Below are 25,192 nucleotides of genomic sequence, written 5' to 3' on the forward strand. Positions count from 1 at the left end.
ACATGACAACCGATGTGGCAGTAGAACTTTCCCCCGCCGACGGTTACCTGGCGTGGACGCAGCGAGCGAAAACGCTCGCACGCGAACCCGGCCTGCCCGGGGTCGCGGTGCGGATGGCGCTGCTGGCCACCTACACCACCGACTTCCTCGCCGAACTGCTGCCGCTGGCCGGTGCGCGCGCCGGGCTGACACCCGAGCTGCTGGAATTCCCCTTCGGTCAGGTCGAACAGGTGCTGCTCGCACCCCAAACGCCGTTCCTCGAGGGCGATTACGTGGTGCTGGCCGGTACCCATCACGACGTCACCGGCACAGTAGACGAGACCGTCAACCGCTGGGTCGGGCTCTGGGACGCGGCCGCGCGTTCCGGTGTGCGGGTCGTCCAGCTCGGTTTCGCGCCGCCCGCGGTGGACGCCTACGGTCCGGCGGCCTGGCGTGCGCCGCAATCGCTGTCGTATCGCGTCCGCGAGATCAATGCGCGTCTTGCCGAACAGGCCGCAGGCCGAGTGCTTTTCGTCGACGTCGAGCAGCTCGCCGCCCAGGTCGGCCTGCGGCAGTGGGAGGACGCGCGCAGCTGGTACCGGGTGCGTCAGCCGTACGCACCCGACAGCCTGCCGTGGCTGGCCGCCGCCATCGCCGACACGATCGCCGCCGACCGCGGCCGCTCCGCGCGCTGCGTGGTCGTCGACCTCGACGGCACCCTGTGGGGCGGCGTCCTCGGCGACGACGGCATCGACGGCATTCGCGTCGGCACCGGCCCGGACGGCGAGGCGTTCGCCGACTTCCAGCGCTACCTGCGCGCGCTGACCGAGCGCGGCGTGCTGCTCGCGGTGGCCAGCAAAAACGATCGCGACCTGGCGTTGCGCGCTATCGCCGAGGCGCCGGGGATGGTGCTGCGGGTCGAGGACTTCACCCACATCGTCGCCGACTGGCGACCCAAATCCGAACAGCTTCAGGAGATTTCGGACAAGATCCGGCTCGGCCTGAACAGCTTCGCCTTCGTGGACGACAACCCCGCCGAATGCGCGCAGGTGGTGGCCGCGCGCCCGGAGGTGCGCGCGTTGTGCCTGCCCGCCTCGCCCGCGCGGTTCGCCACCGAACTCGCGGCGCTGCCCTGGCTGCATCCGGGCTCGCTGTCCAGCGAGGACTTCACCAGGCAACGCTCGTACCAGGCGCTCGCCGCCGCCGAACGGACCGTGACGGACAACCTCGACGAGTTCCTCGCGGGCCTGGAGATGGTGGCCACGATCGAGCCGATCAACAGCACCACTCTCGACCGTGCCGCGCAGTTGATCGCCAAGACCAACCAGTTCAACCTGACCACCCACAGGCACACCCAGACCCAGGTCAGGAAGATGGCCGAGGATCCGCAATGGTTCGCGGCCACCCTGCGCCTGCGGGACCGATTCGCCGACCACGGCATCGTCGGCGTGCTACTCGCCGAGGCGGTAGGCGGCGGCACCGTCGAGATCGACACCCTGCTGCTCAGCTGCCGGGTCATCGGCCGGAACGCGGAAAACAATCTCCTGGCCGCCGCTGCGGAATGGGCGCTGGCACAGGGCAGTTCGCGATTGGTGGGCCGGTATCTCCCGACCGCCCGCAACGCGCTGGTGCGCGATCTGTACCCCCGGCACGGCTTCGCGCTCGACGCGAAGTCCGAACAGGGGTCGGTATTCGGATACGACCTTTCGGGCGGCGCCCTCGCGCGCAGCCCGCATGTGCGAGAGGCGCAGAGGCAACATGGCTACTGATGTGATGGAGCAGCTGCTAGAGCTGTTCGCCGAGGTGGTCGGGGAACCGGCCGCGCACGGCCCCGACACCGTCCGCGCCGACATGGACACCTGGGATTCACTCGCCCAGGTGCGCCTCGTCTACGCGGTGGAACGCGCGTTCGCGGTGGAACTTCCGGAGAGCACGCTCACCTCGGAACCGTCGCTGGCCGAGATCGCCGCCGCCGTGGCGGCCGCACGGCAGGAGCGGGTGTCATGAACTCGCGGGTCTTCCGGGTTACGGATACGGATGTGGCGACATACGCCGCCGCGGTCGGCGACCGCAATCCGCTGCACGTGGACAACGACTTCGGCCATCGATCGCCGTACGGCAGGCCGGTGGCGCACGGTGCGCTGGTGGTCACCCTCGCGCTGGCGGCGCTGGCCGAGACGACCGATCCGATGGCGGTGCGCGATATCCGGGCGACGTTCCGGCAGCCCACCATTCCGGGCCGGCGCTACGAGGTCGACTGGACCGTGTCGGAGAGCGAGGCCCGTGGCCGGGTCAGCTTCGGCGGTATCGAGGTGGTCGGCATTCGGTGCAGGCTCGGATCGGTGCTGCCGTGGTGCGGTCCCGCCGCCGAGGACCAGCCGCGCCGGGACGCCCCTCGGGTGCTCGGCTTGGCCGACCTGGCCGGGGATTCCGCGCAGGCGCCCGGTCCGGAGAGCGGGTCCTACTCGGTGGACTATCCGCTGATCGCGGGTCTGGTGTCGCGGGTCATCGGCGGACGTGTCCCCGAACATGTTGCCGCGGTGCTGGGCTGGGCAAGCTATTGGACCGGGATGTGCACGCCCGGCCGGGATGCCCTGCTCGTCGCGTGCACCGTCGTGTTGCACGGATCCGGCTCCGGCGCAGTGGAATTCGAGACCAGCGAACCCGAGGTCGACCGGCGATCCGGCCTCGTCACCTTGCGTGCCGGTATGCGCTGCGGTGCGAGCGCCGACGTCACGGTGCAGAGTTTGATCAGGGAGTCGGTACCCGGGCCGGACCCAGCGGAACTCGCGGCGGTCCTACCGCCCTCGGACGCGCTGGCCGGACGCACCATCCTGGTCGTCGGCGGCAGTCGCGGCTTAGGTGCCGCGGTGTCACTGGGTTTGGCGAGCCAGGGCGCGCGCGTGCTGGTGAGCTGCACCCGGGCACCCGAGGTGCTCGCGGCGGCCTCGCATGCCTATCGGGATCGCCTGTGGCCGGTGCTCGCCGACGCCAGCGACGGCTGGGCATTGGCAGCCGCGCTGCCGGAAGGTCAGCTCGACGGCGTGGTTCTGCTTGCCGCACCGGCGATTCCGACCCTGCCGCTGGCACCGGACGCCGTCGAGACCGCCGCGCAGTTCATGGCGGCGAGCACCCGTCTGGTCTTCGCCCCGCTGTCGGTATGCGTGCCACGGCTGCGCAAAGGCGCGACGGTGGTGATGATCTCCTCCGAGGCGGTGCTCGCGCCGCCCCGCTGGTGGCCGCACTACGCGGCGGCCAAGGCGGCCGTCGAGGGTCTCGCGGAATACGTTGCGCGACACCACCCCTGGAACGTCGTGGTGGTGCGTCCACCGCGGCTATGGACCGACCTGACGAATACACCGGGCGGACGGGCCGTGAGCAACCCCATCGCGCCGGTCGCCGCCGACATCGTCAACGCGTTCTCCTCGGAAGCCGCTGTGCCCGGGGAAGTTTCAGTGCTCGGCGCCGCCGGATGGGGCGCCCCATGGCCAATTCTGAGTGAGGAGGTGCGCGATGCTGGAGATCGCCGACCTGAACAAGTCGTACGGTAAGAAACAGGTCCTCACCGGGATCGATCTGACCGTGCAGCCGGGCGAGATCGTCGGGCTGCTCGGCCCCAACGGCGCGGGCAAGACCACGACGGCGTCGATCGTCGCGGGCCTGACACCGGCCGATGCGGGCACGGTGCGCATCGACGGCATCGACATCACCGGCAACCCGCGCCAGGCGCGGCGCAAGCTGGGCTTCGCACCACAGGAACTCGGCGTGTATCCCACGCTCACCGCCGAGGAGAACCTGATCTTCTTCGGCAGGCTGATGGGTGTCGGGCGCAAAGACCTGACCGCGCGCATCGCCGAGGTCGGCGAGCGGCTCGGTGTCACGGCGTTCCTGAAGACGCGCGCGCACCAGCTCTCCGGCGGTCAGCAGCGTCGGCTGCACACCGCGATGGCGCTGCTGCACGAGCCGGACGTGCTCTGGCTCGACGAGCCGACCGTCGGCGCCGACGTCTCGGCGCGGCAGGACCTGCTTGTCGAGGTCCGCAAGCTGGCCGACCAGGGTGCCGCGGTCGTCTACGCGACGCACTACCTGCCCGAACTCGAGGTGCTCGACGCGCGGGTGGTCGTGCTGCACCAAGGCAAGATCCTGGCCCAGGGCAGTGCCTCGGATCTGGTGGAGCAGTACGCGCAGTCCGCGGTGAGCCTGGAATTCTCGGCCGCCATCCCCGCGAGCCTCGGCGGATTCCTCGCCGCGCCCGGCGCCGTGGTACTGGAGTCGAAGCGCTTGAACATTCCCACCAACGCGCCGGGACAGCTGCTCGCGCAACTGTTCGCCACCCTGGACACCGATACCGACCAGCTGCTGGCCGCGGAGATCCATCACCCCAACCTGGAGAACGCGTACTTGGCGATCATGCGCGCGGCGCACGACGCGGATGATCTGCCCGTGGAAGGGATCCGAGATGCTGTTGCATGACTCTGCCGTCGACCGAGTACGCGCGTTGTCCTGGGCGGACCTGCGCCGCATTCGCTCCGATCCGGCCCAGCTGATCGTGATGATGGTGCTGCCCATCGGCATGATGGCGTTCCTGACGCCGGCCAACCGGGCGCAGTTGCGCCTGACCGGCTATTTCGATGCCACCGGCATCGAACAGTCGGGGCCGGGCACCATCGTGCTGTTCGCGTTCTTCATCACCACCCTGCTTGGTGCCTCGTTCTTCCGGGAACACGAGTGGGGGACCTGGGATCGGCTGCGGGCCGCGCCGGTGCGCGCCGTGGAGATCATCATCGGGAAATCGTTCCCGTCGGTGCTGTTCTCGGTCTTCCAGCTCACCTTTCTCTGGGTGATCGCGTTCACGCTGTGGGACCTGCACAGCAAGGGGTCTACCTGGCTGCTTGTCCCGCTCACCGCGTCGCTGGCCGTGGCGACCTGGGGATTCGGTATCGCCCTGGTGTCGTTGTGCCGCAGCATCGATCAGCTGGCGATCATGGCGCAGGTGGGTTCGCTGGCCATCGGCGGGCTCGCGGGCACGATCACCCCGCGCGACACGCTGCCCGCCTGGGCGCGCGCGTTGTCGCCGTACACGCCGCAGTACTGGGCGTTGAAGGGATATCAGGACGTCATCCTGCACGGTGCCGGGTTCGGCGACATCGTCAAGCCGTGTCTGATCCTGATCGCTGTCGGCGTGGCGGGCGGACTGGTCGCGCTGTTCAAATTCCGGCTCAACCACAGCAAGGTCGGCCGGAGCTGAGCTACTCGATGGGCTGGGTGATCGCGTTGTGCTCGTCGTTGATCAGGTGGAACGCCGACGCCAGGTCATCGAGTGCGGTCTGCCAGAGCGATTCGGTGCCGTCGCCGTGCGGGTTTCCGCTGCTCAGCGAGAGCAGCACCTGGGCGGCCTCGGCGGCGCGCGCCGCGGCGTCGAGCAGCACCGGTGCCTGGTCGGAGGTGGCGCGAGGGGCCAGCGCGTCGATCCGGTTGTGTAGCCAGTGCGCGTCGAAATGCGCCTGTTCGGTGGCGTTTTCGCCGTCCAGCGCGGGCTGGGTGCTCGCCGCGGTCCAGCGCCGCGCCAGCTCGTTCTGATCCGGCGCGTTGGTGACCGCGCTGCGTAGCTCGCTGCTGAAGACGCGCTGCAGTAACGCGGCCAGTTTGGCGCGTTCGACCGCGGTGTCGTTGTGCGCGGGGGCGTCGGCGTCGCCTGGATCGATATGCAGCACCGCGAGAATTGCCCTCAGTTGCGCGATCGTGGCCACTCAACCCCTGTCTTGTCATGACTCGCCGAGCCGCTCTCGGCTACCACCCGACCCCCGGTACCCCGAACGATTAACTAAATGATAGCCGCACGGTGTCATCGCGGCACCGCAAACGCCGCGCGAATCCCAGGGCTGGGCGCGCGGTCATGGACTGGTGCGCAACCGATCTCGCCGCAAGCATCTTGTTGAACACGAAACCATCGGTGCGCTGTCTCGGCGGATTGCTGTTCACGACGACGGCTGTTCGCCGGTTGTCGACCGTGCGCTGGTACGTCGATGACAAGTACGGACCAAACGTGTGGGCGCGCCCATGGTGACCTCATTCCGAAACGTCGATGCCTACACATCTACGTTCGGTCTGGCCCCCCGTCTGGATTGTCGGCACGCCGAAGCAATATCGGCGACTTCTTCGAGGTGGGGTCGTTCAGGGGCGGGTGTAGGTGACCGCGACCATGTCGAGAACGAGATCCTGGAGTAGTCGGCGGGTGGTGTGCGCCTGCGCGATCAACGACTCCGACGACCCACCTTCGGCCAGGTCGACGAGCTGATTCATCAGATGACACACGGCGACCAGCCGTCGTACGGCTTGCCGCCGCTCACCGCATGTGAGGTCGGGACGCATGTCTTGCCCATCGCGCCACGCCGTGCCAGTGTTTCGGTCCGCCACGCCGGTGCGATGCGCGCCGCCGGTAAGGCATTGGACCGGTTCGATTTTCGCGCCTGCCGGTCCGAAGTGTGGTAGCGAAGTCTCATGTACCCCGAGCCGGGCGAGGTTCTGCACTTCTCCGAGGACCCCACCATCGACCGTTTCGTCCCGCATACCGCGCCGACCGCCCGGCAGCCCGAGGCTTACGTGTGGGCAGTCGACCGGGACCGATCGCCCGACTACTGGTTCCCGCGTGCCTGCCCGCGCGCCATGGCGTGGGTCACCGCCGACACGACCGCCACCGATCGCGACGCCATCATCGGGCGGGGCGGCGGGGAGCGCGTCCATGCCATCGAGTACGGCTGGTTCGACATGCTGCGCAGTGTCACGTTGTACGCGTACCGCTTGCCCGCGGCGCCCTTCCGTCCCTTCGGCGACCCGGTACCGCATGCCTGTGTCGCGACGGTGCCTGTCGCGCCGATCGCGCCGCCGCACAAGGTCGGTGACCTGCTGAAACTGCATGAGCACGCCGGGATTCAGCTCCGAATTCTGCCGAATCTGTGGGGTTTCTGGGACGCCGTGACTGCCAGCTCGCTGGGTTTCAGCGGCATCCGTTTGCGCGCCGCTCGGCCCCGCGGCTGAGCCCGGCGACCTATGGCGTCAGATCCAGTACCGCCGTGCCGTTCGCGAAGTCCGTCGGCACCGAACTGTGGTCGTGCACGATGAGCCATCGGCCCTCGCGCTTCTGGAAGCAGGCCGTCCAGCGGAGCCAGACGTCGGCTTCCGTGCCGTCGTTCATGGTGCCCATCATGCGGTTGAGGCTGCGGCTGAAGGCGATGTCCGCGCCGACGGTGATGTCCAGCTCGCGTATCTCGAACTGGATGGGGCCGGCGAAGTTGGCGAAGGTCTCCTCCCACGGCCTGCGATACGCGTCCGTCCCGACGTATCGCAGCGGCGGAACGATATCGAACGACACCGTATCCGCGGCATGAATCGCCATCGCCGCCTCCACATCGCGATGCCGAAACGCCTCCACCCACCTGTCGATCAAGCCCCGGATATCCGCTTCATCTGCCGCTGTGCGGGTCATCGTCCACCTCGAACTTTCCCTCACGTGCTGGAAAGCCAACCCTGCCAGAGCCCACCGACAGGTTTGCCGGGCTGGCCGCTAGCCGGGTTTCCAGAAGGTGAGCTGGTCCCGAGGGTGGGCTTCCAACCACTCCGCGAGCTTCGCGCCGGAACGGAGCCCTCCGTCGATGACCGCGCGGTAAATATCGATGGACGGCATGCGGGGGATGGACCCCGTCTGCATCAGCGATTTCAGCTCCAGAATCGTGCGCCTGCGCTCCGGCGTCAGCGCGGCCCGCAGCGGAGCTACCAGTTGCGCGGCACACGGGCCGGGATGGTCGCGGCGCAGCATCCACATGTCGATCTTCCAGTCGGTGCCGTCGCCCGCGCGGTAGTCGAGCCGCCAGTACAGACCCTCGTCCGGGTCGTTCAGGTGGTTGCCGAACCGTGCCTTGCGGACATTGTCGAGCTCCGCGCAGTCCCGCAGCACGGCGAAGCCGTCTTGGATACGTGGTGCGTCGCAATAGATCTCGATGTCGATGTCGGGAGCCATCGTCAGCTCGTAGGCCACCGCGCCGACAAGGACCGGCGTCCCGAACGCTCCCCAGCGTTCGAAAAGCCGAAGCCGGGTGAGGATTTCGTGTGCTTGCCGCGTCCGTTGCCGACTCTGCTCCACGGCATCGGGCGGGCTGGTCTCCGGACCGGGGTGGCTCATGCCGCCGACGATACGTTCCGTCGGCGTGCCGATCCGATATCAGTGGGGGTAGTACACGCTGGTCAGTTTCTCGGAGACCTCCCAAAGGCGGCCCTGGCGTTGCCTATCGTGGGAGCGGCGGCTGGATTTCACTGCGGAAGGATAGCCGTGGATTTCGAAAAGCCCTGAAGGGCCGTAGTATTCGCTGCCCGTCGCGTGGGGGTCGGTGGCGGCGCGCAGGGTTGGTAAGGCGCCCATGGCCGGGGTTCGGCCGAAGAGGCGGGCGATGGCAAGGTTCGGCAGGCGGAAGGCCATGGGGGAGTAGCGGAATACTTCAGTTCTCGCACCGCCCGGGTGGGCGGCGAGGGCTGCGGCGGGGGTGTTGGCGAGGCGGCGGTCGAGTTCGTAGGTGAACATGAGGTTCGCCAGTTTCGACTTGGCATAGTGGTTTCCGGTGGTGGCGGCGGGGTCCGCGGCATCGATGCGTCCGAAGCGATGGCCGATGCTGCTGACGGTGACGATCCGGGCACCGGGTGCTGTCGTAATCCGTTCCAGGAGTATGCCTGTCAAGGCGAAATGGCCGAGGTGGTTTATGCCGAACTGGATTTCGAAACCGTCCGCTGTGGTGCCGGACAGGCCGGTGACTCCGGCATTGTTGATCAGTAGGTCGATGTGGTCGTGGCGGTCGCGAATCGCCGCTGCGGCAGCGTGAATCGACGCCAGCGAGGTCAGGTCGAGAAGTATCGTCTCGATGGTCGCACCCGGTGCGCTCCGCCTGATCCGCGCGGCGGCGCCCGCGGCCTTCTCGTGATCGCGGCAGGCGAGTACGACGGTCGCGCCGCGCTCGGCCAGCGCTCGCGCCGTCTCGAAGCCGATGCCGGTATTCGCGCCGGTGACCACGGCGACGCGTCCGTGCTGGCTCGGGATGTCTACTTCGGTCCACTCACTCACGTGTCACTCCTAAGATGAACGATGCGTTCACCATTAAAGTGAACCAGTGGTTCATGTTCAACGCAAGGGTTGGTGAGATGACCGGAGCACGCAGACCGCGCGCGGACGCACTGCGCAATCGTGCGGCAATCCTCAGTGCCGCACGCGAACTCGTGATCAGTCAGGGGCCGCAGATCGGCATGGACGAGATCGCCGCCACTGCGGGCGTCGCGGTGGGCACGCTGTATCGGCACTTCCCGGCCAAGCGGGACCTGGTCGAGGCGATCGTGGCCGAAATCGCCACGGTGGTAGGCGAATCGCTGGACTCGGCCCTCGCGAGAGTCGATGCCGAAGCGAGCCCGGCGATCGACGAGATCGTCGCGTTGCTGCGCAGCGTGGTGATCGATATGCGGCAGGAACGCTTGCTGCGCTTCGCGGTCACCGGACTCGCGGAGGATTCGTTGCGGCAGCTACGGTTTCGCGGCCGCGCCGCCGTCGAGCACCTGGTCAGCGCGGCACATCGCGACGGCTCGCTCTACCCCGATGCCACGGTCGACGACGTCATCTTGCTGCTGACGACCGCACCGGATGACACCGTGCCCGTCGCCGGACAACGCCGCTGGCTGACCCTCGCCCGCCGTGCACTCGCGCCGGATCCCGAATAGCGTTCGCTATCCGCTCAGCGTTTGAGTACCGAGCACGGTCAGTAGCGCGAGACGTTCGGCATCCTCGGTATCCGGCTCGGCCGTGTAGATCATGATGCGCAGATCGCTGCCCGCCACCGTGAGGACGTCGCAATCCATCATCAGCGGACCTACTCGTGGATGATCGATCGTCTTCTGCGCAGCCTCGCGGCGGCTGACCGCGCCGGAGTCCCACAGCTCGGCGAATCGGACACTCTTGGCACGCAGGTCCGCGATGAGCTTCCGCAAGCGCTGGTCGGCTGGATACTGGGCCGCGGCCGCGCGCAGGTCGGAGACCAGTGATATTTCGTGTGCGCGGGTGGCCTCCGGGGTGCGACGGGAGGGAATGCCGGGGCCGACGAAATGCCGCCACACCCCATTGCGGTCAGGGTCGTGTGGTCCGGGTGGATCGCCCATCAACGCCGCATACGGTTGATTGAATTGCAGCAGTGTCCAGGATGCGTCGTACACGGCAACCGGTGTCCCGGTCAGCCTGTCCAGCACGCGTTGCACGCTGGAGGTGATGTAGCCGGGCACGGTATCCGGGTCCGGCAGTGCCAACCCCGCCAGCCGGAACAGGTGCGCGCGTTCGACCGCCGCCAATCGCAGGGCTCTGGCCAGCGCCTCGACGACCTGAGTCGACGGATTGGACGCGCGGCCCTGCTCCAGGCGGGTCACATAGTCGACGGAGATACCGGCCAGCAACGCCAACTCCTCCCGGCGCAGCCCCGGAGCTCGTCGATGCCCGCCGGCGGGCAGCCCGGCGGCCTCGGGCGCGACCCGGTCGCGCCAGCGGCGCACCGCCTTCCCGAATTCCGCTGTTGCCATGGTTCTCAGTCTGCCCGTCGAGCGTTCCACGTGCCTGGTATCGGCAGTCCCAGGAAGACCAGACGACTGGCTGGCCGCCCTGGCCGGCGCGAGGCTGGAGACATGACAACGACACTGATCACCGGATCGAACAAGGGACTCGGCTTCGAGACCGCCCGCCGGCTCGTCGCGGCGGGCCACACCGTCTATGTCGGCAGCAGGGATGCCGAACGCGGCAAACGTGCCGCTGAGCAGCTCGGTGCACGGGCGGTCGTCATCGACGTCACCGACGACATGTCCGTCGCGGCGGCGGCGAAAACCATCGAGGCGGACGGCGGCCTGGATGTGCTGATCAACAACGCGGGCATCTCGGGCTTCGAAGGACAGACTCGGGACAGCGCCGAGATCGGCGCGGCGGCCGTCACGGTCGACCTCATGCGCCCGATCTTCGACACCAACGTCTTCGGCGTGGTCCGCGTGACCCACGCCTTCCTCCCGCTGCTGCTCCGATCCGCCGCGCCGGTCGTGGTGAACGTCAGCAGCGGCCTGGCCTCATTGACCCGCGTCACCACCCCGGACACACCCACGTACGCCTATATGGGAGTCGCCTATCCTGCGTCGAAGGCCGCGGTCAACATGATCACCGTCCAATACGCGAAAGCGTTCCCGGGCATCCGAATCAACGCGGTAGAGCCCGGCTACACCGCGACAGACCTGAACGGACACGCGGGAACGCAGACCGTCGAGGAGGGCGCGGAGATCATCGTCCGGATGGCCCAGCTGACCCCCGAAGGCCCCACCGGCGGTTACTTCGACGCCGCCGGTGTCCTGCCCTGGTAGTCGAGCGGATCACTTACTGCCGGTAGAGCATTCGGGCGCGCGCGGTGTCGAGCGGCCCGTCGCGCGGAACGTGCAGGAAATGATGCAGTTGCCAGGCTTGCGAATTGGCGGCCTGACGGTTGGTGGTACTCACCCATGGCGGATAAACGCGGAACGCCCGCTTCCCGCCGTCGCCATCCACCGCGAGAACCCCGCGTTCCCGAAGCGTGTCAACCGGAAAGACGAACTGGCCCAGCCGGTCCCGATCGCCGGTGCTGATGACGAAGAGATCGATCGGGTCGGCGGCGTCGAACGGCTCGATGGGCCCGCCCGCGGACCGTTTCCACACGGTGACGAACTGACCGACCTTGGTCGGCGTCGTTCTGGCCGCACGAAACCGAACCGAGCGGCCGTCGACGGTGAACGAGTGGGCGGCATACCCGGCGCTCTCGGCTTCGGGCACCGGATCCGAGCAGGCGAACCCACAGGGGTCATAGACGAGCGCCTTCGCGGCGAGTAGATCGATGTCGACCACCATCCACGGCGCGACGGCGGTGGGTCGGAGGTCGGTGAGGTACTCGCCGGTGGTCACCCACACACCCTGGCATGAGCCACCGACACAAATCGGGATGAGCCCCCGCCGATCGGCCGCGCACGGCTGAACGCTCCGCGACAGGCAAGCGACTATCGTTGCCGCAGAATCCAATCCGCTTGCCTGTCGCGGTCTCGCACCGCAGTATCTCGGTATGCGATTCTCGATCAACATTCCGAATTTCGGGGACTTTGCTGATGCCAGGACGGTGGCGATGGCCGCCGCCGCGGCGGAAGAGGCAGGCTGGGACGCACTATTCATCTGGGACCATATGGTGCACGACAAGAAGGAGCGTCAGGGTCAGCCCTTCGGCGACCCGTGGATGCTGCTGACCGCGGCGGCGTTGGCGACCTCCCGCCTGCGGCTGGGCACCCTGGTCACCCCGGTGGCGCGGCGACGCCCCGAGCAACTCGCCCGCCAGGTCGCGACCTTGGACGCGCTCAGCGGCGGCCGGGTGATCTTCAGCGCGGGCCTCGGCGGACCGATCGCGGACGAATTCGGCAGCTTCGGCGAGCCGACCGACCCGGTCCTGCTCGCCGAGCGCCTCGATGAGGGCCTTGACCTGTTGCAGCGCTACTGGTCCGGCGAGCGGGTCGACCACATCGGAAAGCACTACCAGGTCAACGATGTCGCGCTGCTGCCCGCCTCGACGCAACGTCCGCGCCCGCCGGTCTGGATCGCCGGCTTCTGGCCGCACCGCAGGCCGATCCGCCGAGCCGCACGCTGGGACGGCGTCGTGCCCCTGTTCAGCGCCGGGCACGGCAACCTGCCGCCCGTCGACGAGCTCCGCGACCTCATCGACTACGTCGGCGATCACCGAAAAGACCGACAGGGCAGCCACTTCGAGGTGGTAGTGGGCGGCATCAGCCCCGGCGACCCCGCCAGGGCGCGTGATCTGATCGCGCCCTACGCCGACGCTGGCGCCACCTGGTGGGACGAACGCCAGCTCATGACCACCGCCGCCCTGCATCGCCTCGCCCCCGTGATGCGCCGCATCAACCAGGGCCCACCCACCCTGTAGCGCGATGCTCAGCCGAACCAGCGGGTGAGGGCGGCGTCGAATGGTTCGTCGTCGGTGGCGGACCAGGCGATGTACCCGTCGGGCCGGATCAGGACGGTGGTGGCGTCATCGTCGGCCTTGGCGATGACGTGATCGACACGGTCGGACCAGCGGTCGATCGACCTGGGTGTGTCGTCGAGCGAAAGCAGCAGGCCGCGGCCGGAACGCAGCAGTTGGCTCACCCTGGTCGGGCCGTCCGGGGTGGTCAGGTCGAGGTCGATCATGCGCGGGCCGAGTCCGGCGTACTGGGTGTCGAGGCCCGACATCAAACCCGAGATGTAGTAATTGGTTTCGGGCAGCTGGAGCAGATCGGTGAACATATCGCGGACTGCGGCGACGCTCTCGTTCTGGTCCGGGTTCACGATCACACCCTGCGCGCGGGTGGTGCGCAGTACCCGCGCGGCGACGGGATGGCGCTCGGTGTGATAGCTGTCGAGCAACCCTTCGGGCGCCCAATTATGCACTGCGGCAGCGAGTTTCCAGCCGAGATTGACCGCGTCCTGGATGCCGAGGTTCACGCCTTGACCGCCGATCGGCAGGTGGATGTGGGCCGCGTCACCGGCGAAGAACACCCTGCCCTCGCGGTAACGCTCCAGCTGACGGGTGGCGTCGCTGAACCGGGATGCCTCGCGCAACTCGCCCAACCGTGTCTCGGGTCCGTACACCGCTTGTAGCGCCTCGTCGACTTCCGCTGCGGTGACGGGTGTTTCGCGATCGGGCCGGTCGCTGGCGAGCTTGCCGAAGATCATCCGGTACAGGCCGCCCTGGATGGGGTGCAGGACAGTGAAGTACCCGTTGGCGCTCTTGAAGTACTGGCTGAAATGTGCGGACGCGGTGGGGACGGTATCGGACCGCGAGGCGAGGGTGAGATCCGCGACCGCCGAGGACATGGTGCCCGCGGTCCCGGGGAACGGGACGCCGAGCAGTTTGCGGACCGTGCTGTGCCCGCCATCGCACGCGACTAGATACCTGCCACGGATATCTCCAACAGTGACACCGTCGGAATCCTGTTCGATGGCCGACACTTCGGATCCGCGCAGCACCGGCACGCCTCGGTCGATGAGGCGCTGTTCGAGGAACGCCTCCAACTGGGCCTGCGGGATGCGGACCGGATACGGATGGCGGGTGCGCCACGGCCGGCAATCCAACTCGACCGGCAGCCCGGCGAAATGCCCTCCGAACTCGGCACCCGGCGGCACGCCGTCGAGCAGCGGATCCAGCAACCCGCGCAGGTCGAGCACCTCCGCGGTGCGCGGTTGTATCGCGCCGGCCCGGGACTGCGTGCTACGCGTGGGCCGCTTCTCCAGCACGACCACCGGTACGCCTGCCAGCGTCAGCTCATTCGCCAGCATCAACCCCGTGGGGCCCGCCCCCACCACGATCACTTCTGTCTTCATGTCATCTCCATTAGTAGACTGAGTGCAACAATACACTGAATCTACTAATGCGCTAGAGTGGAACCATGACCGAACCGATGGGACTGCGCGAACGCAAGAAGGTCCGCATCCGCGAGCAGATCGCGGCCACGGCGATCCGCATGTTCCTCGAATCAGGCTTCGACCAGGTCTCGATCACTGACATCGCGCGAGCGGCGGAAGTCTCCCGTCGCACCCTGTTCGCGTACTTCGCGACGAAGGAAGACCTTGTCCTGCAACGGATCGCCGACCACGAGGATGAACCGGCCAGAACGGTCCTGGCGCGCCGGGCCGATCAATCACCCCTGGACGCGTTGCGCGAGGCACTGCTCGAGGGGTTGCGGCGGCGAGATCCGAACACCGGCCTGAACGACGACCCCGACATCATGGCTTTCCTCCAATTGATCTGGGACACCGAGAGTTTGGTGGTAAGGCTGACCCGCTACAAGGCGCGCGGGATCGAAACACTGGCAGACGCGTTGCGCGAGAACGACTTCGACCCACTCACCGCCCGCCTCGTCGCAGCCCAGGTGATCGTGCTCCACGGCGAAATCGCCCGGATGAACCAGCAACATCTCGCCAACGGCCAGTCCGCTGCGGCCCGCTACCCAGCCGCGGTCCGAGCCACCAACCGCGCCTTCGATCTCCTGCGCGACGGCCTGGGATCGCATCCCGGGTAGCGGCGATCGCTACGATCAGAGGCGATGCACAGTGACTTGATGTTCGATTCGCTGGATGGGCTGTCGGTGGGGGACTCGTTGGGTCAGCAGTTCCCGGTGATGCGGCGGTCGATCCAGGATATTCGCGGTGGCGATCTTGCGGCGGGGCCGTGGGGGTGGACCGACGACACCGAAATGGCCTGCACGGTGGTCGCTGAGCTCGGTGCGCGCGGTGCGATCGATCAGGATCGGCTTGCCGCGGCTTTCGCGCGGCGGTTCGATCCGGGGCGCGACTATGGGTTCATCGCGGTCAGTACGTTGCGCCGGATTCAGGGCGGCGCGCAATGGCGCGAGGTGGCGGGGGCCGCGTATGACGGTCAGGGGTCCTGTGGCAATGGTGCTGCCATGCGGGTTGCTCCGCTGGGTGCCTACTACGCCGATGATCCGAAACGCATTGTTGCGGAGGCGGTTCGGTCGGCCCAGGTGACGCATATGCATCCCGAAGGGGTAGCAGGCGCGGTGGCGGTGGCGCTTGCGGCAGGGCGAGCGGCGCAGGCACGACTGACCGGGATCCGTCCCACGCCAACGGAATTCATCACCGCGGTGCTCGACAATCTCGGCAACGGTGAGACGAGCCGCCGGATTCGCCACGCCCGCACTCTGCTCGGGGCATCCGCCGAACAAGCCGCGGCCGAACTCGGAAATGGATCTCGAGTGACAGCGCAGGACACGGTGCCGTTCACGATGTGGGTCGCGGCAACCCATCTGGGCGACTACCCGTCCGCGATCACCACCTGTATCGCGGCGGACGGCGACATCGACACCACCAGCGCCATCGTCGGCGGCATCGTCGCCGCCCACACCGGCACCGCACCCGGCACCGGCATACCGCCGACCTGGCTCGCCGCACGAGAACCACTACCCACCTGGCTCACCCCGCCCCGCCGCAAGAGCCTCCTCCGCCGCTGGCTATCCCGCACTTCCTAACCCCCAGCGCCGCCCGCAGATCGAGGCGAGCCAAAGGGTGGCTTAACGATCTTCGATAGCAACCATTCAACTCACGTCAACGCCCACCCGGCCTGCCTTCCGTTGAGGTGAGTCAAATGGTCGCTGTACAAGATCATTTTGCGACCTTATGACTCGCCTCGATCGGCTCGGCACCGCCAGGGGGTGGGCGCCGACTTCGATTACTGTGGCGGTGTGGGGTTTACCGAATATGCGCCAGGCGATGTGGTCCATTTCCCGGAGGGGCCGTTCAGCGGGATCTGTGGGGTCGTACGGGAGGTCTATGCCCGTCGCGCGAAGTTGCGCATCGACTTCCGCGAGGGGACCGTCCATCGCGAGGGCAACGTGCTGCGTGAGCGTCGGCACAGCCTGACTGTCGGATACGACGAAGTCGAGTTGGGCTAAGCGCAACAGGTACCCGGATTCGAGATCGACAACTCGGGTCGGTTGTTCGCCAACCGCCTCGGCCGGGCGGTCACCGTAGCGGACTGACCGGAAGCAGTATCGGCGACCGGCGATGATCCGGTTGCCGATGCCGCTGTCAGGCAATAGAGTTCGATGTCACATCGCGATTGTGCCGCGTCCGGTACAACAGTAGAGAGGCCGCGCACAGGATCACGGTGACCATCTCCGCACCCACGCTCAACGCAGCCTGCGGCGACGGCTCCCAACCCGCCTCACTGAACCCGAAAAGTCCTGTGGTGCGTGACAATACGAACGCATTCAACGCGCCGACGGACAGCGCACCCGCCGCCACCCGCAAGGTCCACGGGCCGGCCAGCAGTAACAGTGCGAGCGTGAACGAAGCCGCAGCTTGCAGCAGGAACGACGGCCCGACGACGTGGATGTAGCGATATCCGCGGCCATAGAGGTCGGCGTGCAGGTAACCGCTGACCGCCAGGCTCGCGCTGATCCCCAGGCGGGCGAACAGATCAGCCGAGAGCAGGCGCCTCATGTCAGCATCTGTTCTTTGATCGCCAGCATCTGCTGCCCCTTCTGATAGGTCACCTCGCGAATCCCCAAGGCGTCGTGCAGCTTTCCCGCAGGCAACGTCACCGGCTTCGGCGTCGGCCCGTCACCGGGCTTCGGCAGGGGATAGGCGGTGGTGGTGCCGCTGTAGAAGGTGATGTTGCCTTCGGTTTTCGTGAACAGTTGGTGCACATGACCGTTGAGGCAGGTGACCGAGGAGAATCGCCGCAGATAGCTCAGCGCCTCGGTGGCATCGTCGGTGCCCCAACCCCATTGGGGGTACATCGCGAACAGCGGAATGTGACTGAACACGATGATCGGTGTGTCACTGGACAGCCCGGCGACATCCTTGCGCACGAACTCCAACTGGTCCTGCCCGAGATGCCCGAGCGTCTGTAGATTCAGCGTGTTCACCAGGGCGATCAGGTGGACGCCCGCGATATCGAGGCTGTACCAACCGTCGCCGCGGGTACCTTTGCCGAACACCGAACGGTACTTCTGACCGGCGTCGTCGGTCGAATCGTGTTCTCCAGGAACGGTGAACACGTGCGGCGTGTGCAAACTCTGCATCATCTGCGCGACCTGGTCGAACTGTTCCGGGGTTGCCAGGTGGGTGAGATCGCCGGTGTGGATGACGAAATCCGGTTGGTACCCCAGCGAATTCACCTGACCGATCGCCTCGGTGAAGGTGTCGGTGACATTCGCGTTGGCGGTGCCCTGGAACCCGATATGGCTGTCGCTGAGCTGGGCGAAGCGCAAGGTCGGGCGATCGTCCGCCACGGCCGGTGCGGCGCCCGCGACATGCGAGATGACCTCGCCGCCGATCACGGTCAGCCCCACCGCGGCACCGAACCAGGCACTGTGCCGGATGAGCTGTCGCCGCGTCATCGCCTGCGGATCGGTGTGTTCTCGATGCCGATCGTTCATGGCGTGACCACCACCGTTGCCTTCATGAACGGATGGATCGAGCAGATGTAGGCGAAGGTGCCCGCCTTGGCGAAGGTGAACGAATACGTCGCGCCCGCACCCATTCCCGGCGAATGGAAGCTGCCGTCGGTGGCGGCGACGGTGTGCGGCTCCTCGTCGTGGTTGACCCAGGTGACCTTGGTGCCCGCCTTGACCGTGAGAGCGGCCGGCGCGAAGGCGAAATTATCGATATTCACGGCGTTCGGTCCGGCCGGCGCGGCCGCCTGCGCCGGGGGCGGCGTCGACATGCCGGGCATGGCACCGGGCATGCCGCCGCCCGGCACGAACCCGGGAGTCTCTGTGCCGGAAGCGAATACGGGGGTCGGCGCGGGGATGGTCGAGCCTTGGCCGCCGCAGGCACTCACGACCGCCATCATTACCGCCGCCGCGACGACGACTATTGCTCGTCGGCCGCCTGGGATACGTCTCATCGATCCGGTCCTCCATCCGGGTGGGTCTGCCCGCTGGTGCGGGCCCTCACCGATAGATAGCGACCGGGGTTACACCGTCGGTTCAGGCGGGCTCGGTCGGCGCGAATACCTCTATCGCGCCGTTGTTTTCACGCACCTGCAGCCTTGGCAGCGGTGCCGGGGAAATCGGCAGCTGATGGGTGAGCACCCGGCCGTCGGCGGCGAACGAGGTCGAGTGGCATGGGCAGCGGAGCTGGGCGGCGGGGGAGTCCAGCCACAGCTTGCAGCCCTGATGGGTGCACACCCCGGACACGGCCGACACAACGCCGTCGACCCGGCGCACGAATCCGCTCAGTGTGCCGACGTCGAAGTGAATGATGCCGCCCTCGGGGAAATCGGAGCTGGCCGCGACCGCGTGCCAGGCACCGTTGTTCGGCGTCAAGGTCTCTTGTGCCGCAGGCTCGCTCGATTGCTCACGTCCGGCGACGGCATGGTCGATCGCCGCACCGGCGGCCACCGCCACCGCGGCCGCCGAGGTCCCGAGCATCACCCGGCGGCGCGGGGTCGCTACGCCGGAGTCGGATTCGGTTGCGGCGCCGTCGAGTTCGGTAGCGAGCCGGCGATGCAGGTCGGCCAGGAATTCCTCGCTGGGTGCCTGGCTGCCGAGCCGTGCGGCGCGCAGGTCGATGGCCGTACGCATCTGCTCGGCCTCGTCCGCGTCGGGCTGGAACGCGCGCGGTCTGCGCCCGGACAGCAACTGCTCGACGTACCGCCGCACGTCTCGCCCGCTCACTCGACACCTCCCGCACTCGCCCGTGCCGCCATCTGTAATGCTCGATGCTGCAGCACTTTCGCGTTCGCCACGCTGACACCCAACGTTTGCGCGGCGTCGCGCACCGACAGCCCTTGCAGGAACCGTAGCTCCAGTATCCGGCGATAGCGATCCGGCAGCCGGTCCAGCACCGCCCGCGCCCGCACCGCGGTGGCGGGATCCGGTGGCTCGAGGTCCGGCCGATCATCGACGATATCGTCCTCGATCGTGGTGATCTCCCGGCCCATCCGCGTCCGCCAGTATCCGGCGAGCACGGTGCGCGCGGTGGCCCGCAGGTACGCGCGCACCTCGGCAACGCTCGCCGACACCCGCAACGGCTTCAGCGCGGCCATGAACACCTCGGCGGTCAGATCCTCGGCGTCCGGCCGATTCCCGACCTTGGCGAACATCAGCGCGAACACCCAGGAGACGTTGTCCCGATAGACGGCCTCCCAGTCGGGATAGCCGTCGCCGGAGACCAGCCGTAACTCCCGGCTCGGCCCCGGTTCCTTCCGCGACGGCTCGGATCCCGTTCGTCCCACCATGCCCACCTTCTGAGCGCGGTGTAACCACGCTCCCTCTTAGGTGTCGCACGTGGTTACACCGTCATCGGTTCAATGGGACCGGCGAAATGACGACTGCGCCCCCTGGAGCAGGAGGCGCAGTCGGTTGTGCAGTTACTCAGTCACCTTGTGCCCGAACATCTTTGCTGGGCACGACGGCTCACTTCGCGGCGTTTTCCCGCTTCGGCAGCTTCCAGCCGGGGCGGGGGAAGTGGCAGGTGTACCCGTCCGGGTACTTCTGCAGGTAGTCCTGGTGCTCGGCCTCGGCCTGCCAGAACTCGCCGGCCGGCGTCACCTCGGTGACCACCTTGCCCGGCCACAGGCCCGAGGCGTCCACGTCGGCGATGGTGTCCAGCGCGACCCGCTTCTGGTCCTCGTCGAGGTAGAAGATCGCCGATCGGTAGCTGCTACCGATGTCGTTGCCCTGGCGGTCCTTCGTCGTCGGATCGTGGATCTGGAACAAGAACTCCAGCAGCGCACGGTAGTCGGTCTGGGCGGGGTCGTAGGCGATCTCCACGGCCTCCGCATGGCCGGGATGGTTGCGGTAGGTGGGGTGGTCGTTGCGCCCGCCGGTGTAGCCGACCCGCGTCGACACCACTCCGGGCTGCCGGCGGATCAACTCCTCCATGCCCCAGAAACATCCGCCGGCCAGAATCGCCTTGCGCGTGTCAGTCACGCATCCTCCTTCGTGAACAGAGTCCGGAACTGCCCGTAACCTTCCGCCTCGAGGTCATCGAGGTGGATGAAGCGCAGCGCCGCCGAATTGATGCAATACCGCAGGCCGCCTTCGGCGCGCGGTCCGTCGGTGAAGACATGTCCGAGATGGCTGCCACCGTGCGCCGAACGCGCCTCGGTGCGAATCATCAGATGACTGAAGTCTCGCTTCTCGACCACATTCCCGGCGTCGATCGGCTTGGTGAAACTCGGCCATCCCGATCCGCTGTCGAACTTGTCGACCGAAGCGAACAACGGCTCACCGGACACCACATCCACGTAGATGCCTGGTTCGTGATTATCCCAGTACTCGCCCGTGAACGCCCGCTCGGTCCCGTTCTCCTGGGTGACGTGGTACTGCTCAGGTGACAGGGCGGCGACGGCCGCGGGATTCCTGTTGTATTCCTGTGCCACATGACCTCCTCATATCGGCCCCACGTATAACTCGTGCTCCGGGACGGAAAGTCCCCGGCGGGCCCGACGTCACATTTCGGTCATCATTGTCCGCCACACCAGTGTGCCGCGTCGGTAAAAGCGCCGTCCACCAGCACCGGTACTACCTCGCCCGCGCCGATTTCGATCGCGACTTCAACGTCGTCGGCGAATCCGATTTCCGCGAGTTCGCGTCCGGAGGCGCAGTGGGTGATCAGCGAAGGCACGTCGGCGGTCGCGTCATAGGTGGTTTTGGCCGCCGATGCCTCCGGCGACAGCGGCCCGGCACCGTTCTCGGCGAGGGCCGAGATGACCGCGGCCGCGCCGAACCAGTCCTCGATCGCGGGCCGCAGAACGTCCTGACCGGGCCAGTGCTCGCCCGCGGCGATTACCGAGATCGGCCGCTCGGCGGTGCCCCACCCTTGCTGGACCATCCAGCGAGCAACCGCGGACGCGTTGCGCAGGCATGCCGCAAGCACCGGTACTTCGCTGACGGCGGCGGAAATCGCCGAACCATTCGGTGAGGGCAACACCAGACGTGCCGGGGCAGGTGCCCGGCGCAGCGCCGCGGGTGACAGCGACCACGGCTGCCGCTCGGACACGGCTGTACGCCCGACCGCCAATCGCGCGTCACGGTCGGCCGCGAATTGCGCCGCGGTCTCGTCACGCCAGGGATACGGAAAGACCCGGGTCCCCGCGTCGACAGCCACCGAGACCGACGTCGAAAACGACAGCACATCGACAACGGCGAGGGCCGCGCTATCGGGCCCTAAAGCCCGCGCACCCGCCAAACCCCAGTCGACCCGAACTCCCCACGGAAGTTGTTTCGACCATTCAGCAATCTCTGGCATCGGTGTTCCCCTCCCAAAAACCAGCCCGTTGACCCAGGAATGGCAATGCCCCCGCTGGAGCGGGGGCATTGGCGCAACCGTCAGAAGAAGTAGGCGGTCCCCGATGAGCTTCCGGTCCCGTACCCCATGGTCTTCAGCCAATTCTTGAAGGCGATCAGTGCGCCGCCCACCGGCCCCGGATCGGTGCACGAACCACCGACCGACGAGAAGGTGCAACCATCGTCGGCTATCGCTGACGTACCGACCGCACTGCTGACGGCCGGCCCGCTTTCCGCGGCCGCCGTCCCCGATCCTGCCAACACGCCGAAAACCACTCCGCTGGCCAAGACCACACTGCCGATCCCACGCTTCACACTGCTTTTCGATGTACTCACTCGTACGAAGCTACCGCACCGCAACGTGAAACCGTTTGCCTCGCAGCACCCCCCAACTCTGGGGTCTCGCGACATCCGACCTGCTCGGCGGGGCTACCCCAGACGGGCGGCGTTGATCACGACCGGCTCGGCAGGCAGCCCGTCGAGCGGACCGCGCTCGGTCGGCGTGATCCCCGTCGCGACCATCCGGTCCAGCACGTCCATTCCGCTCACGACCTGGCCGAGCACCGAGTAGTTCGCCGGGATATGCGCGAACGAGTGCACGATGAAGAATTCGCTGCCGTTGGTGCCCGGGCCCTGATTGCCCATGGCGACGGTGCCGCGCTCGTAGGTCTCGGTACCGTCGACCTCGTCGGGGAACTGGTAGCCGGGACCGCCCTTTTCCACCTCGACAATGTCACCGCATTGAAGCACGCCCAGCCGAGCGCTGTCGGTCAGCCGCCAGCACTGACTCTGATCGTAAAAGCGTTGCAGCACCAGGCTTGCCATGTTCTGCGCCCCGCACGGTGCCGCCCCGCCCCGGTTGAGCCGCAGGGTCACCGGGCCATAGTTGAACTGAAACGTCACATCCATGGTGCCGACGGCCAGCGCGACCGGCGGCGGCGACACCACCGGCCGGGCGGCAGGATTGTCCGGCGCGGTCGGCGTGAAGCTGCACGACACCACGGGCGGCCCGGCCGATGCCGGAACAGTGCCCGCGACCAGGCCGGACAACGATAGGACGGAGATGGCGAACGCGGCGCCCCAACGTGAATACATAGCGTGCAAAATAGCCGATAGCGCCGAAAAACATTCGGCAAAGCGGCAATCCGGCCGAGCAACCCCTACCGGGCGGCGGTGATCAGGGGTGCGAGACCGTCCGGGGCGAAGATCTGCTTTGCGTCGGTTACCTGCTGGTCGTTGATGAACACCGACGGGGTGGACTTGATGCCGATGGCGAGTATCTGGGTGGTCTTGCTGTGCAGGTACGCGTCGTACTTACGGTCGGTAATGCACTGGGCCACTGTGGGATCGGCGTAGCCGGCGGTGCGGGCGATCTCGATCAGCTGGTCGTCGGGGAGGCCGTCACCGCCTTCGGTGGGCTGCTGCTCGAACATCGCGGCGAGCCAGGCCTGGTACTTCGATGGGTCCGCTTCGGCGACGCAGTAGGACGCGTTGCCCGCGCGCGACGAGTACTGCGTGCTCGACGCTCGGTCCAGGAATGAGATGACGTTGTATTCGACGAGGGCCGAACCGCTGGTCGCGGCGTCCTCGAGCACCCTGGCGTTGGCGGCCTCGAAACCCTTGCAGGCCGGGCACTGCAGGTCGGCGACGACGCGGACAGTGACCTTCGCGCCTGGGTCACCGATCCGGATCCCACCGATGTCGGTGACGCCCGCGGGCGCGGCGGGGAGCTGGTTGGCCACCGGAACCGGGCTGGCATTCTGGACCGGTCGTGGCGTGCCGATGAAGTCCTTGGTGAGGTCCCGTGCGACCACCCCGACGCAGACCGCCGCGACGAGCGCGAAGAGCACCCCGCCCGCCACGAGCCCGACCAGAACCTTGCGATTGTGCCGGGCGCGCTCCGACTCCGATGGGAGGGTCGACCAGCCACCCTGAGTGGTGTTCACCGTGAATTCCCCCGTGCTTCTCGCCAATTGAACAGTTTCGTTCCGTCACGATAGTGGTTGCCGGACCGGTTTGGTGCCGCTGACCGGGTCGAGTACACATCCAGTACCCGTTGCCGACACCCTGACGGATATTCGCTTGCCCGCGACCAGAGCCGGAAAAGTAGGGTGGTCCGGTGATTCGCACAGCCGCGTTGGCCCACATCAGGGATCGTCGTCTGCTGCAGACGCGATCGATCGGCAAGGACATCTTCTACATGGCGGGCGGGAAGATCGATCCCGGCGAGACGCCCGAGGGCGCACTACATCGCGAAGTGCGCGAGGAACTCGGCGTCGGCGTCGTGTCCTTCGACCAGCTCGGCGTTTTCGAGGCGCAGGCCGTCGGCCACGCCGCGGGAACCCGGCTGCACATGACGTGTTTCACCGCCGAACTGGATGGTGAGCCGCAGCCGACCAGCGAGATCGCTGAGCTGCGCTACTTCACGGTGCGCGAGTACGCCGCGATGGATCAGGTCGCGCCCGGCTCGATGCTGGTGTTCCGCAAGCTGCACGAGCTCGGGATCGTCGACTGGTAGCAGCACCGGGCGTCGATCTGTGCGATGTTGTTGTCGGATGGAAGGAAGAACAGATGTCCGAGTTCGATCGAGCGGCCATCCAGGTGGTGGCCTGCGACATCTTCGGCACCACCGTGGATTGGTACACCGGGGTGTCCCAACAGGCCGCCGAGGTATTCCGCACGGCCGGTGTCGATCTCGACGCCGCGGCCTTCACCAACGCGTGGCGCGACATGTATTTGCCTGGCATGCAACGCATTCGAGACGGCGAGCGACCGTGGGTCTACCTCGACACGCTGCACCGGGAATCGCTCGACGAGCTGCTGGACCGCCACGGTGCCGCCCTCGATGATGAGTCGCGCGGCCGTCTGGTCCGTGCCTGGCATCTGCTGCCCGCCTGGCCCGACTCCGTGGAAGGTCTTGCCCGCCTGGGCAACCGGTACACCTTGGCCGCCCTGTCCAACGGTGGTTTCGCGCTGCTGACCCGGCTGGTCAAGGCGGCGGGGCTGCCGTTCGACTGCATCCTGTCCGCGCAACTGGCACAGAGCTACAAGCCCGAGCCGCAGGTGTACCGCACCGCCGCCGGCCTGCTCGACGTCGAGCCCGCCCAGGTCCTGATGGTCGCGGCGCACACCTGGGATATCGATGCCGCGGGCGCCGTAGGCATGCGCACCGCCTTCCTCGAGCGCCCGCTGGAGAAGGGGCCGGAGCACAAGGCCGATCGCGCCGACGAAACACGCAGCGATCTGACCGTCAGCAGCTTCATCGAGCTTGCCGAAACCCTAGGCTGCTGACCGGTTCCGAGATTCCCCGGCGCTCGATGGCGCCGGGGAG

General features: G+C 67.1%; 33 protein-coding genes. 14 read left to right on the forward strand and 19 right to left on the reverse strand.

What is annotated here, in order from left to right:
* The first annotated feature begins 2 nt into the window (after window positions 1–2).
* From ACIBCN_RS37955 to ACIBCN_RS37975, 5 genes are read left to right on the forward strand one after another with little or no spacing between them, the layout of a single operon-like run.
* Window positions 3–1,748 (forward strand): HAD-IIIC family phosphatase, encoded by a 1,746-nt coding sequence (locus tag ACIBCN_RS37955; protein WP_396996911.1) that lies wholly within the window; start codon window positions 3–5, stop codon window positions 1,746–1,748.
* Window positions 1,738–1,986: an acyl carrier protein gene (locus ACIBCN_RS37960; protein ID WP_396996913.1), complete on the forward strand. Its 249-nt coding sequence runs from the start codon at window positions 1,738–1,740 to the stop codon at window positions 1,984–1,986. The genes ACIBCN_RS37955 and ACIBCN_RS37960 overlap by 11 nt, the downstream gene beginning before the upstream one ends.
* Window positions 1,983–3,530 carry an SDR family NAD(P)-dependent oxidoreductase gene (locus ACIBCN_RS37965; protein ID WP_396996914.1) on the forward strand — a complete coding sequence of 516 codons (1,548 nt, stop codon included), beginning with the start codon at window positions 1,983–1,985 and terminating at the stop codon, window positions 3,528–3,530. The genes ACIBCN_RS37960 and ACIBCN_RS37965 overlap by 4 nt, the downstream gene beginning before the upstream one ends.
* The gene (locus tag ACIBCN_RS37970) at window positions 3,493–4,452 is read left to right on the forward strand and encodes an ABC transporter ATP-binding protein (protein WP_396996916.1); all 960 of its coding nucleotides are present in this window, start codon (window positions 3,493–3,495) and stop codon (window positions 4,450–4,452) included. The genes ACIBCN_RS37965 and ACIBCN_RS37970 overlap by 38 nt, the downstream gene beginning before the upstream one ends.
* Window positions 4,439–5,227 (forward strand): ABC transporter permease, encoded by a 789-nt coding sequence (locus ACIBCN_RS37975; protein ID WP_396996918.1) that lies wholly within the window; start codon window positions 4,439–4,441, stop codon window positions 5,225–5,227. Before ACIBCN_RS37970 ends, ACIBCN_RS37975 begins: the two co-directional genes overlap by 14 nt.
* A gap of 1 nt (window position 5,228) precedes the next feature.
* Here the strand turns inward: ACIBCN_RS37975 and ACIBCN_RS37980 are convergent, their stop codons facing one another.
* Window positions 5,229–5,729 (reverse strand): hypothetical protein, encoded by a 501-nt coding sequence (locus tag ACIBCN_RS37980; RefSeq protein ID WP_396996920.1) that lies wholly within the window; start codon window positions 5,727–5,729, stop codon window positions 5,229–5,231.
* Between the two features lie 424 nt (window positions 5,730–6,153).
* The gene (locus ACIBCN_RS37985; RefSeq protein ID WP_396996922.1) at window positions 6,154–6,282 is read right to left on the reverse strand and encodes a hypothetical protein; all 129 of its coding nucleotides are present in this window, start codon (window positions 6,280–6,282) and stop codon (window positions 6,154–6,156) included.
* Window positions 6,283–6,480: 198 nt separating this feature from the next.
* Here ACIBCN_RS37985 and ACIBCN_RS37990 point away from each other — a divergent pair, with 198 nt between their 5' ends.
* Window positions 6,481–7,017, forward strand: coding sequence for a DUF6886 family protein (locus ACIBCN_RS37990; RefSeq protein ID WP_396996923.1), 537 nt, complete (start codon window positions 6,481–6,483; stop codon window positions 7,015–7,017).
* Between the two features lie 10 nt (window positions 7,018–7,027).
* Here the strand turns inward: ACIBCN_RS37990 and ACIBCN_RS37995 are convergent, their stop codons facing one another.
* The 3 genes from ACIBCN_RS37995 to ACIBCN_RS38005 form a co-directional block, all read right to left on the reverse strand.
* Window positions 7,028–7,465, reverse strand: a complete 438-nt coding sequence (locus tag ACIBCN_RS37995) for a YybH family protein (RefSeq protein WP_396996925.1) — start codon at window positions 7,463–7,465, stop codon at window positions 7,028–7,030.
* A 78-nt stretch (window positions 7,466–7,543) separates the two neighbouring features.
* Complete coding sequence (locus ACIBCN_RS38000) at window positions 7,544–8,158, reverse strand: hypothetical protein (protein WP_396996926.1); 615 nt, start codon at window positions 8,156–8,158, stop codon at window positions 7,544–7,546.
* Between the two features lie 39 nt (window positions 8,159–8,197).
* Entirely contained in the window at window positions 8,198–9,088 is an 891-nt protein-coding gene (locus ACIBCN_RS38005) for an oxidoreductase (RefSeq protein WP_396996927.1), read from the reverse strand.
* A gap of 14 nt (window positions 9,089–9,102) precedes the next feature.
* On the opposite strand from ACIBCN_RS38005, the gene ACIBCN_RS38010 reads away from it, so the two are divergent.
* Entirely contained in the window at window positions 9,103–9,732 is a 630-nt protein-coding gene (locus tag ACIBCN_RS38010; protein WP_396996928.1) for a TetR/AcrR family transcriptional regulator, read from the forward strand.
* Between the two features lie 6 nt (window positions 9,733–9,738).
* On the opposite strand, the gene ACIBCN_RS38015 is transcribed toward ACIBCN_RS38010, so the two are convergent.
* Window positions 9,739–10,578 (reverse strand): helix-turn-helix transcriptional regulator, encoded by an 840-nt coding sequence (locus tag ACIBCN_RS38015; RefSeq protein ID WP_396996929.1) that lies wholly within the window; start codon window positions 10,576–10,578, stop codon window positions 9,739–9,741.
* A 102-nt stretch (window positions 10,579–10,680) separates the two neighbouring features.
* On the opposite strand from ACIBCN_RS38015, the gene ACIBCN_RS38020 reads away from it, so the two are divergent.
* Window positions 10,681–11,397 carry an SDR family oxidoreductase gene (locus tag ACIBCN_RS38020; protein ID WP_396996930.1) on the forward strand — a complete coding sequence of 239 codons (717 nt, stop codon included), beginning with the start codon at window positions 10,681–10,683 and terminating at the stop codon, window positions 11,395–11,397.
* Between the two features lie 13 nt (window positions 11,398–11,410).
* On the opposite strand, the gene ACIBCN_RS38025 is transcribed toward ACIBCN_RS38020, so the two are convergent.
* Window positions 11,411–11,968, reverse strand: a complete 558-nt coding sequence (locus tag ACIBCN_RS38025) for a MepB family protein (RefSeq protein ID WP_396996932.1) — start codon at window positions 11,966–11,968, stop codon at window positions 11,411–11,413.
* A gap of 154 nt (window positions 11,969–12,122) precedes the next feature.
* Here ACIBCN_RS38025 and ACIBCN_RS38030 point away from each other — a divergent pair, with 154 nt between their 5' ends.
* Entirely contained in the window at window positions 12,123–12,989 is an 867-nt protein-coding gene (locus tag ACIBCN_RS38030) for an LLM class flavin-dependent oxidoreductase (RefSeq protein ID WP_396996934.1), read from the forward strand.
* 8 nt (window positions 12,990–12,997) lie between these two features.
* On the opposite strand, the gene ACIBCN_RS38035 is transcribed toward ACIBCN_RS38030, so the two are convergent.
* Window positions 12,998–14,425 carry an FAD-dependent monooxygenase gene (locus tag ACIBCN_RS38035; protein WP_396996935.1) on the reverse strand — a complete coding sequence of 476 codons (1,428 nt, stop codon included), beginning with the start codon at window positions 14,423–14,425 and terminating at the stop codon, window positions 12,998–13,000.
* Between the two features lie 65 nt (window positions 14,426–14,490).
* Between ACIBCN_RS38035 and ACIBCN_RS38040 the strand changes: the two genes are divergently transcribed.
* The 3 genes from ACIBCN_RS38040 to ACIBCN_RS38050 all read left to right on the forward strand — a co-directional run bounded on the left by ACIBCN_RS38040 (window position 14,491) and on the right by ACIBCN_RS38050 (window position 16,512).
* A complete protein-coding gene (locus ACIBCN_RS38040; protein ID WP_396996936.1) occupies window positions 14,491–15,123 on the forward strand; it encodes a TetR/AcrR family transcriptional regulator in 633 nt (210 codons plus the stop codon).
* Window positions 15,124–15,147: 24 nt separating this feature from the next.
* Window positions 15,148–16,089 (forward strand): ADP-ribosylglycohydrolase family protein, encoded by a 942-nt coding sequence (locus ACIBCN_RS38045; RefSeq protein ID WP_396996937.1) that lies wholly within the window; start codon window positions 15,148–15,150, stop codon window positions 16,087–16,089.
* Window positions 16,090–16,302: 213 nt separating this feature from the next.
* A complete protein-coding gene (locus ACIBCN_RS38050; RefSeq protein ID WP_396996938.1) occupies window positions 16,303–16,512 on the forward strand; it encodes a hypothetical protein in 210 nt (69 codons plus the stop codon).
* Window positions 16,513–16,648: 136 nt separating this feature from the next.
* On the opposite strand, the gene ACIBCN_RS38055 is transcribed toward ACIBCN_RS38050, so the two are convergent.
* The 11 genes from ACIBCN_RS38055 to ACIBCN_RS38105 form a co-directional block, all read right to left on the reverse strand.
* Window positions 16,649–17,062 (reverse strand): hypothetical protein, encoded by a 414-nt coding sequence (locus tag ACIBCN_RS38055; RefSeq protein WP_396996939.1) that lies wholly within the window; start codon window positions 17,060–17,062, stop codon window positions 16,649–16,651.
* The gene (locus tag ACIBCN_RS38060; RefSeq protein WP_396996940.1) at window positions 17,059–18,003 is read right to left on the reverse strand and encodes a metallophosphoesterase family protein; all 945 of its coding nucleotides are present in this window, start codon (window positions 18,001–18,003) and stop codon (window positions 17,059–17,061) included. Before ACIBCN_RS38060 ends, ACIBCN_RS38055 begins: the two co-directional genes overlap by 4 nt.
* A complete protein-coding gene (locus ACIBCN_RS38065) occupies window positions 18,000–18,416 on the reverse strand; it encodes a cupredoxin family copper-binding protein (protein WP_396997117.1) in 417 nt (138 codons plus the stop codon). The genes ACIBCN_RS38060 and ACIBCN_RS38065 overlap by 4 nt, the downstream gene beginning before the upstream one ends.
* Window positions 18,417–18,555: 139 nt before the next feature.
* A complete protein-coding gene (locus ACIBCN_RS38070; RefSeq protein ID WP_396996942.1) occupies window positions 18,556–19,245 on the reverse strand; it encodes a Rieske (2Fe-2S) protein in 690 nt (229 codons plus the stop codon).
* A complete protein-coding gene (locus ACIBCN_RS38075; protein WP_396996944.1) occupies window positions 19,242–19,808 on the reverse strand; it encodes an RNA polymerase sigma factor in 567 nt (188 codons plus the stop codon). The genes ACIBCN_RS38070 and ACIBCN_RS38075 overlap by 4 nt, the downstream gene beginning before the upstream one ends.
* 178 nt (window positions 19,809–19,986) lie before the next feature.
* A complete protein-coding gene (msrA, locus tag ACIBCN_RS38080) occupies window positions 19,987–20,502 on the reverse strand; it encodes a peptide-methionine (S)-S-oxide reductase MsrA (RefSeq protein WP_396996945.1) in 516 nt (171 codons plus the stop codon).
* Window positions 20,499–20,954 (reverse strand): peptide-methionine (R)-S-oxide reductase MsrB, encoded by a 456-nt coding sequence (gene msrB / locus ACIBCN_RS38085; protein ID WP_396962102.1) that lies wholly within the window; start codon window positions 20,952–20,954, stop codon window positions 20,499–20,501. The genes msrA and msrB overlap by 4 nt, the downstream gene beginning before the upstream one ends.
* 83 nt (window positions 20,955–21,037) lie before the next feature.
* Entirely contained in the window at window positions 21,038–21,823 is a 786-nt protein-coding gene (locus tag ACIBCN_RS38090) for a 2-phosphosulfolactate phosphatase (RefSeq protein WP_396996947.1), read from the reverse strand.
* Between the two features lie 80 nt (window positions 21,824–21,903).
* On the reverse strand, window positions 21,904–22,197 hold the full coding sequence (locus ACIBCN_RS38095; RefSeq protein ID WP_396996948.1) for a hypothetical protein: 294 nt from the start codon (window positions 22,195–22,197) through the stop codon (window positions 21,904–21,906).
* A 93-nt stretch (window positions 22,198–22,290) separates the two neighbouring features.
* A complete protein-coding gene (locus ACIBCN_RS38100) occupies window positions 22,291–22,956 on the reverse strand; it encodes a peptidylprolyl isomerase (RefSeq protein ID WP_396996949.1) in 666 nt (221 codons plus the stop codon).
* 65 nt (window positions 22,957–23,021) lie between these two features.
* Entirely contained in the window at window positions 23,022–23,807 is a 786-nt protein-coding gene (locus tag ACIBCN_RS38105; protein ID WP_396996950.1) for a DsbA family protein, read from the reverse strand.
* 173 nt (window positions 23,808–23,980) lie between these two features.
* On the opposite strand from ACIBCN_RS38105, the gene ACIBCN_RS38110 reads away from it, so the two are divergent.
* Both ACIBCN_RS38110 and ACIBCN_RS38115 read left to right on the forward strand, forming a co-directional pair.
* Window positions 23,981–24,379: an NUDIX domain-containing protein gene (locus tag ACIBCN_RS38110; RefSeq protein ID WP_396996951.1), complete on the forward strand. Its 399-nt coding sequence runs from the start codon at window positions 23,981–23,983 to the stop codon at window positions 24,377–24,379.
* A gap of 53 nt (window positions 24,380–24,432) precedes the next feature.
* Entirely contained in the window at window positions 24,433–25,152 is a 720-nt protein-coding gene (locus ACIBCN_RS38115) for a haloacid dehalogenase type II (protein WP_396996953.1), read from the forward strand.
* Window positions 25,153–25,192 lie beyond the last annotated feature (40 nt).

Source organism: Nocardia sp. NPDC051052, from assembly GCF_044456045.1.
GTDB lineage: Bacteria > Actinomycetota > Actinomycetes > Mycobacteriales > Mycobacteriaceae > Nocardia.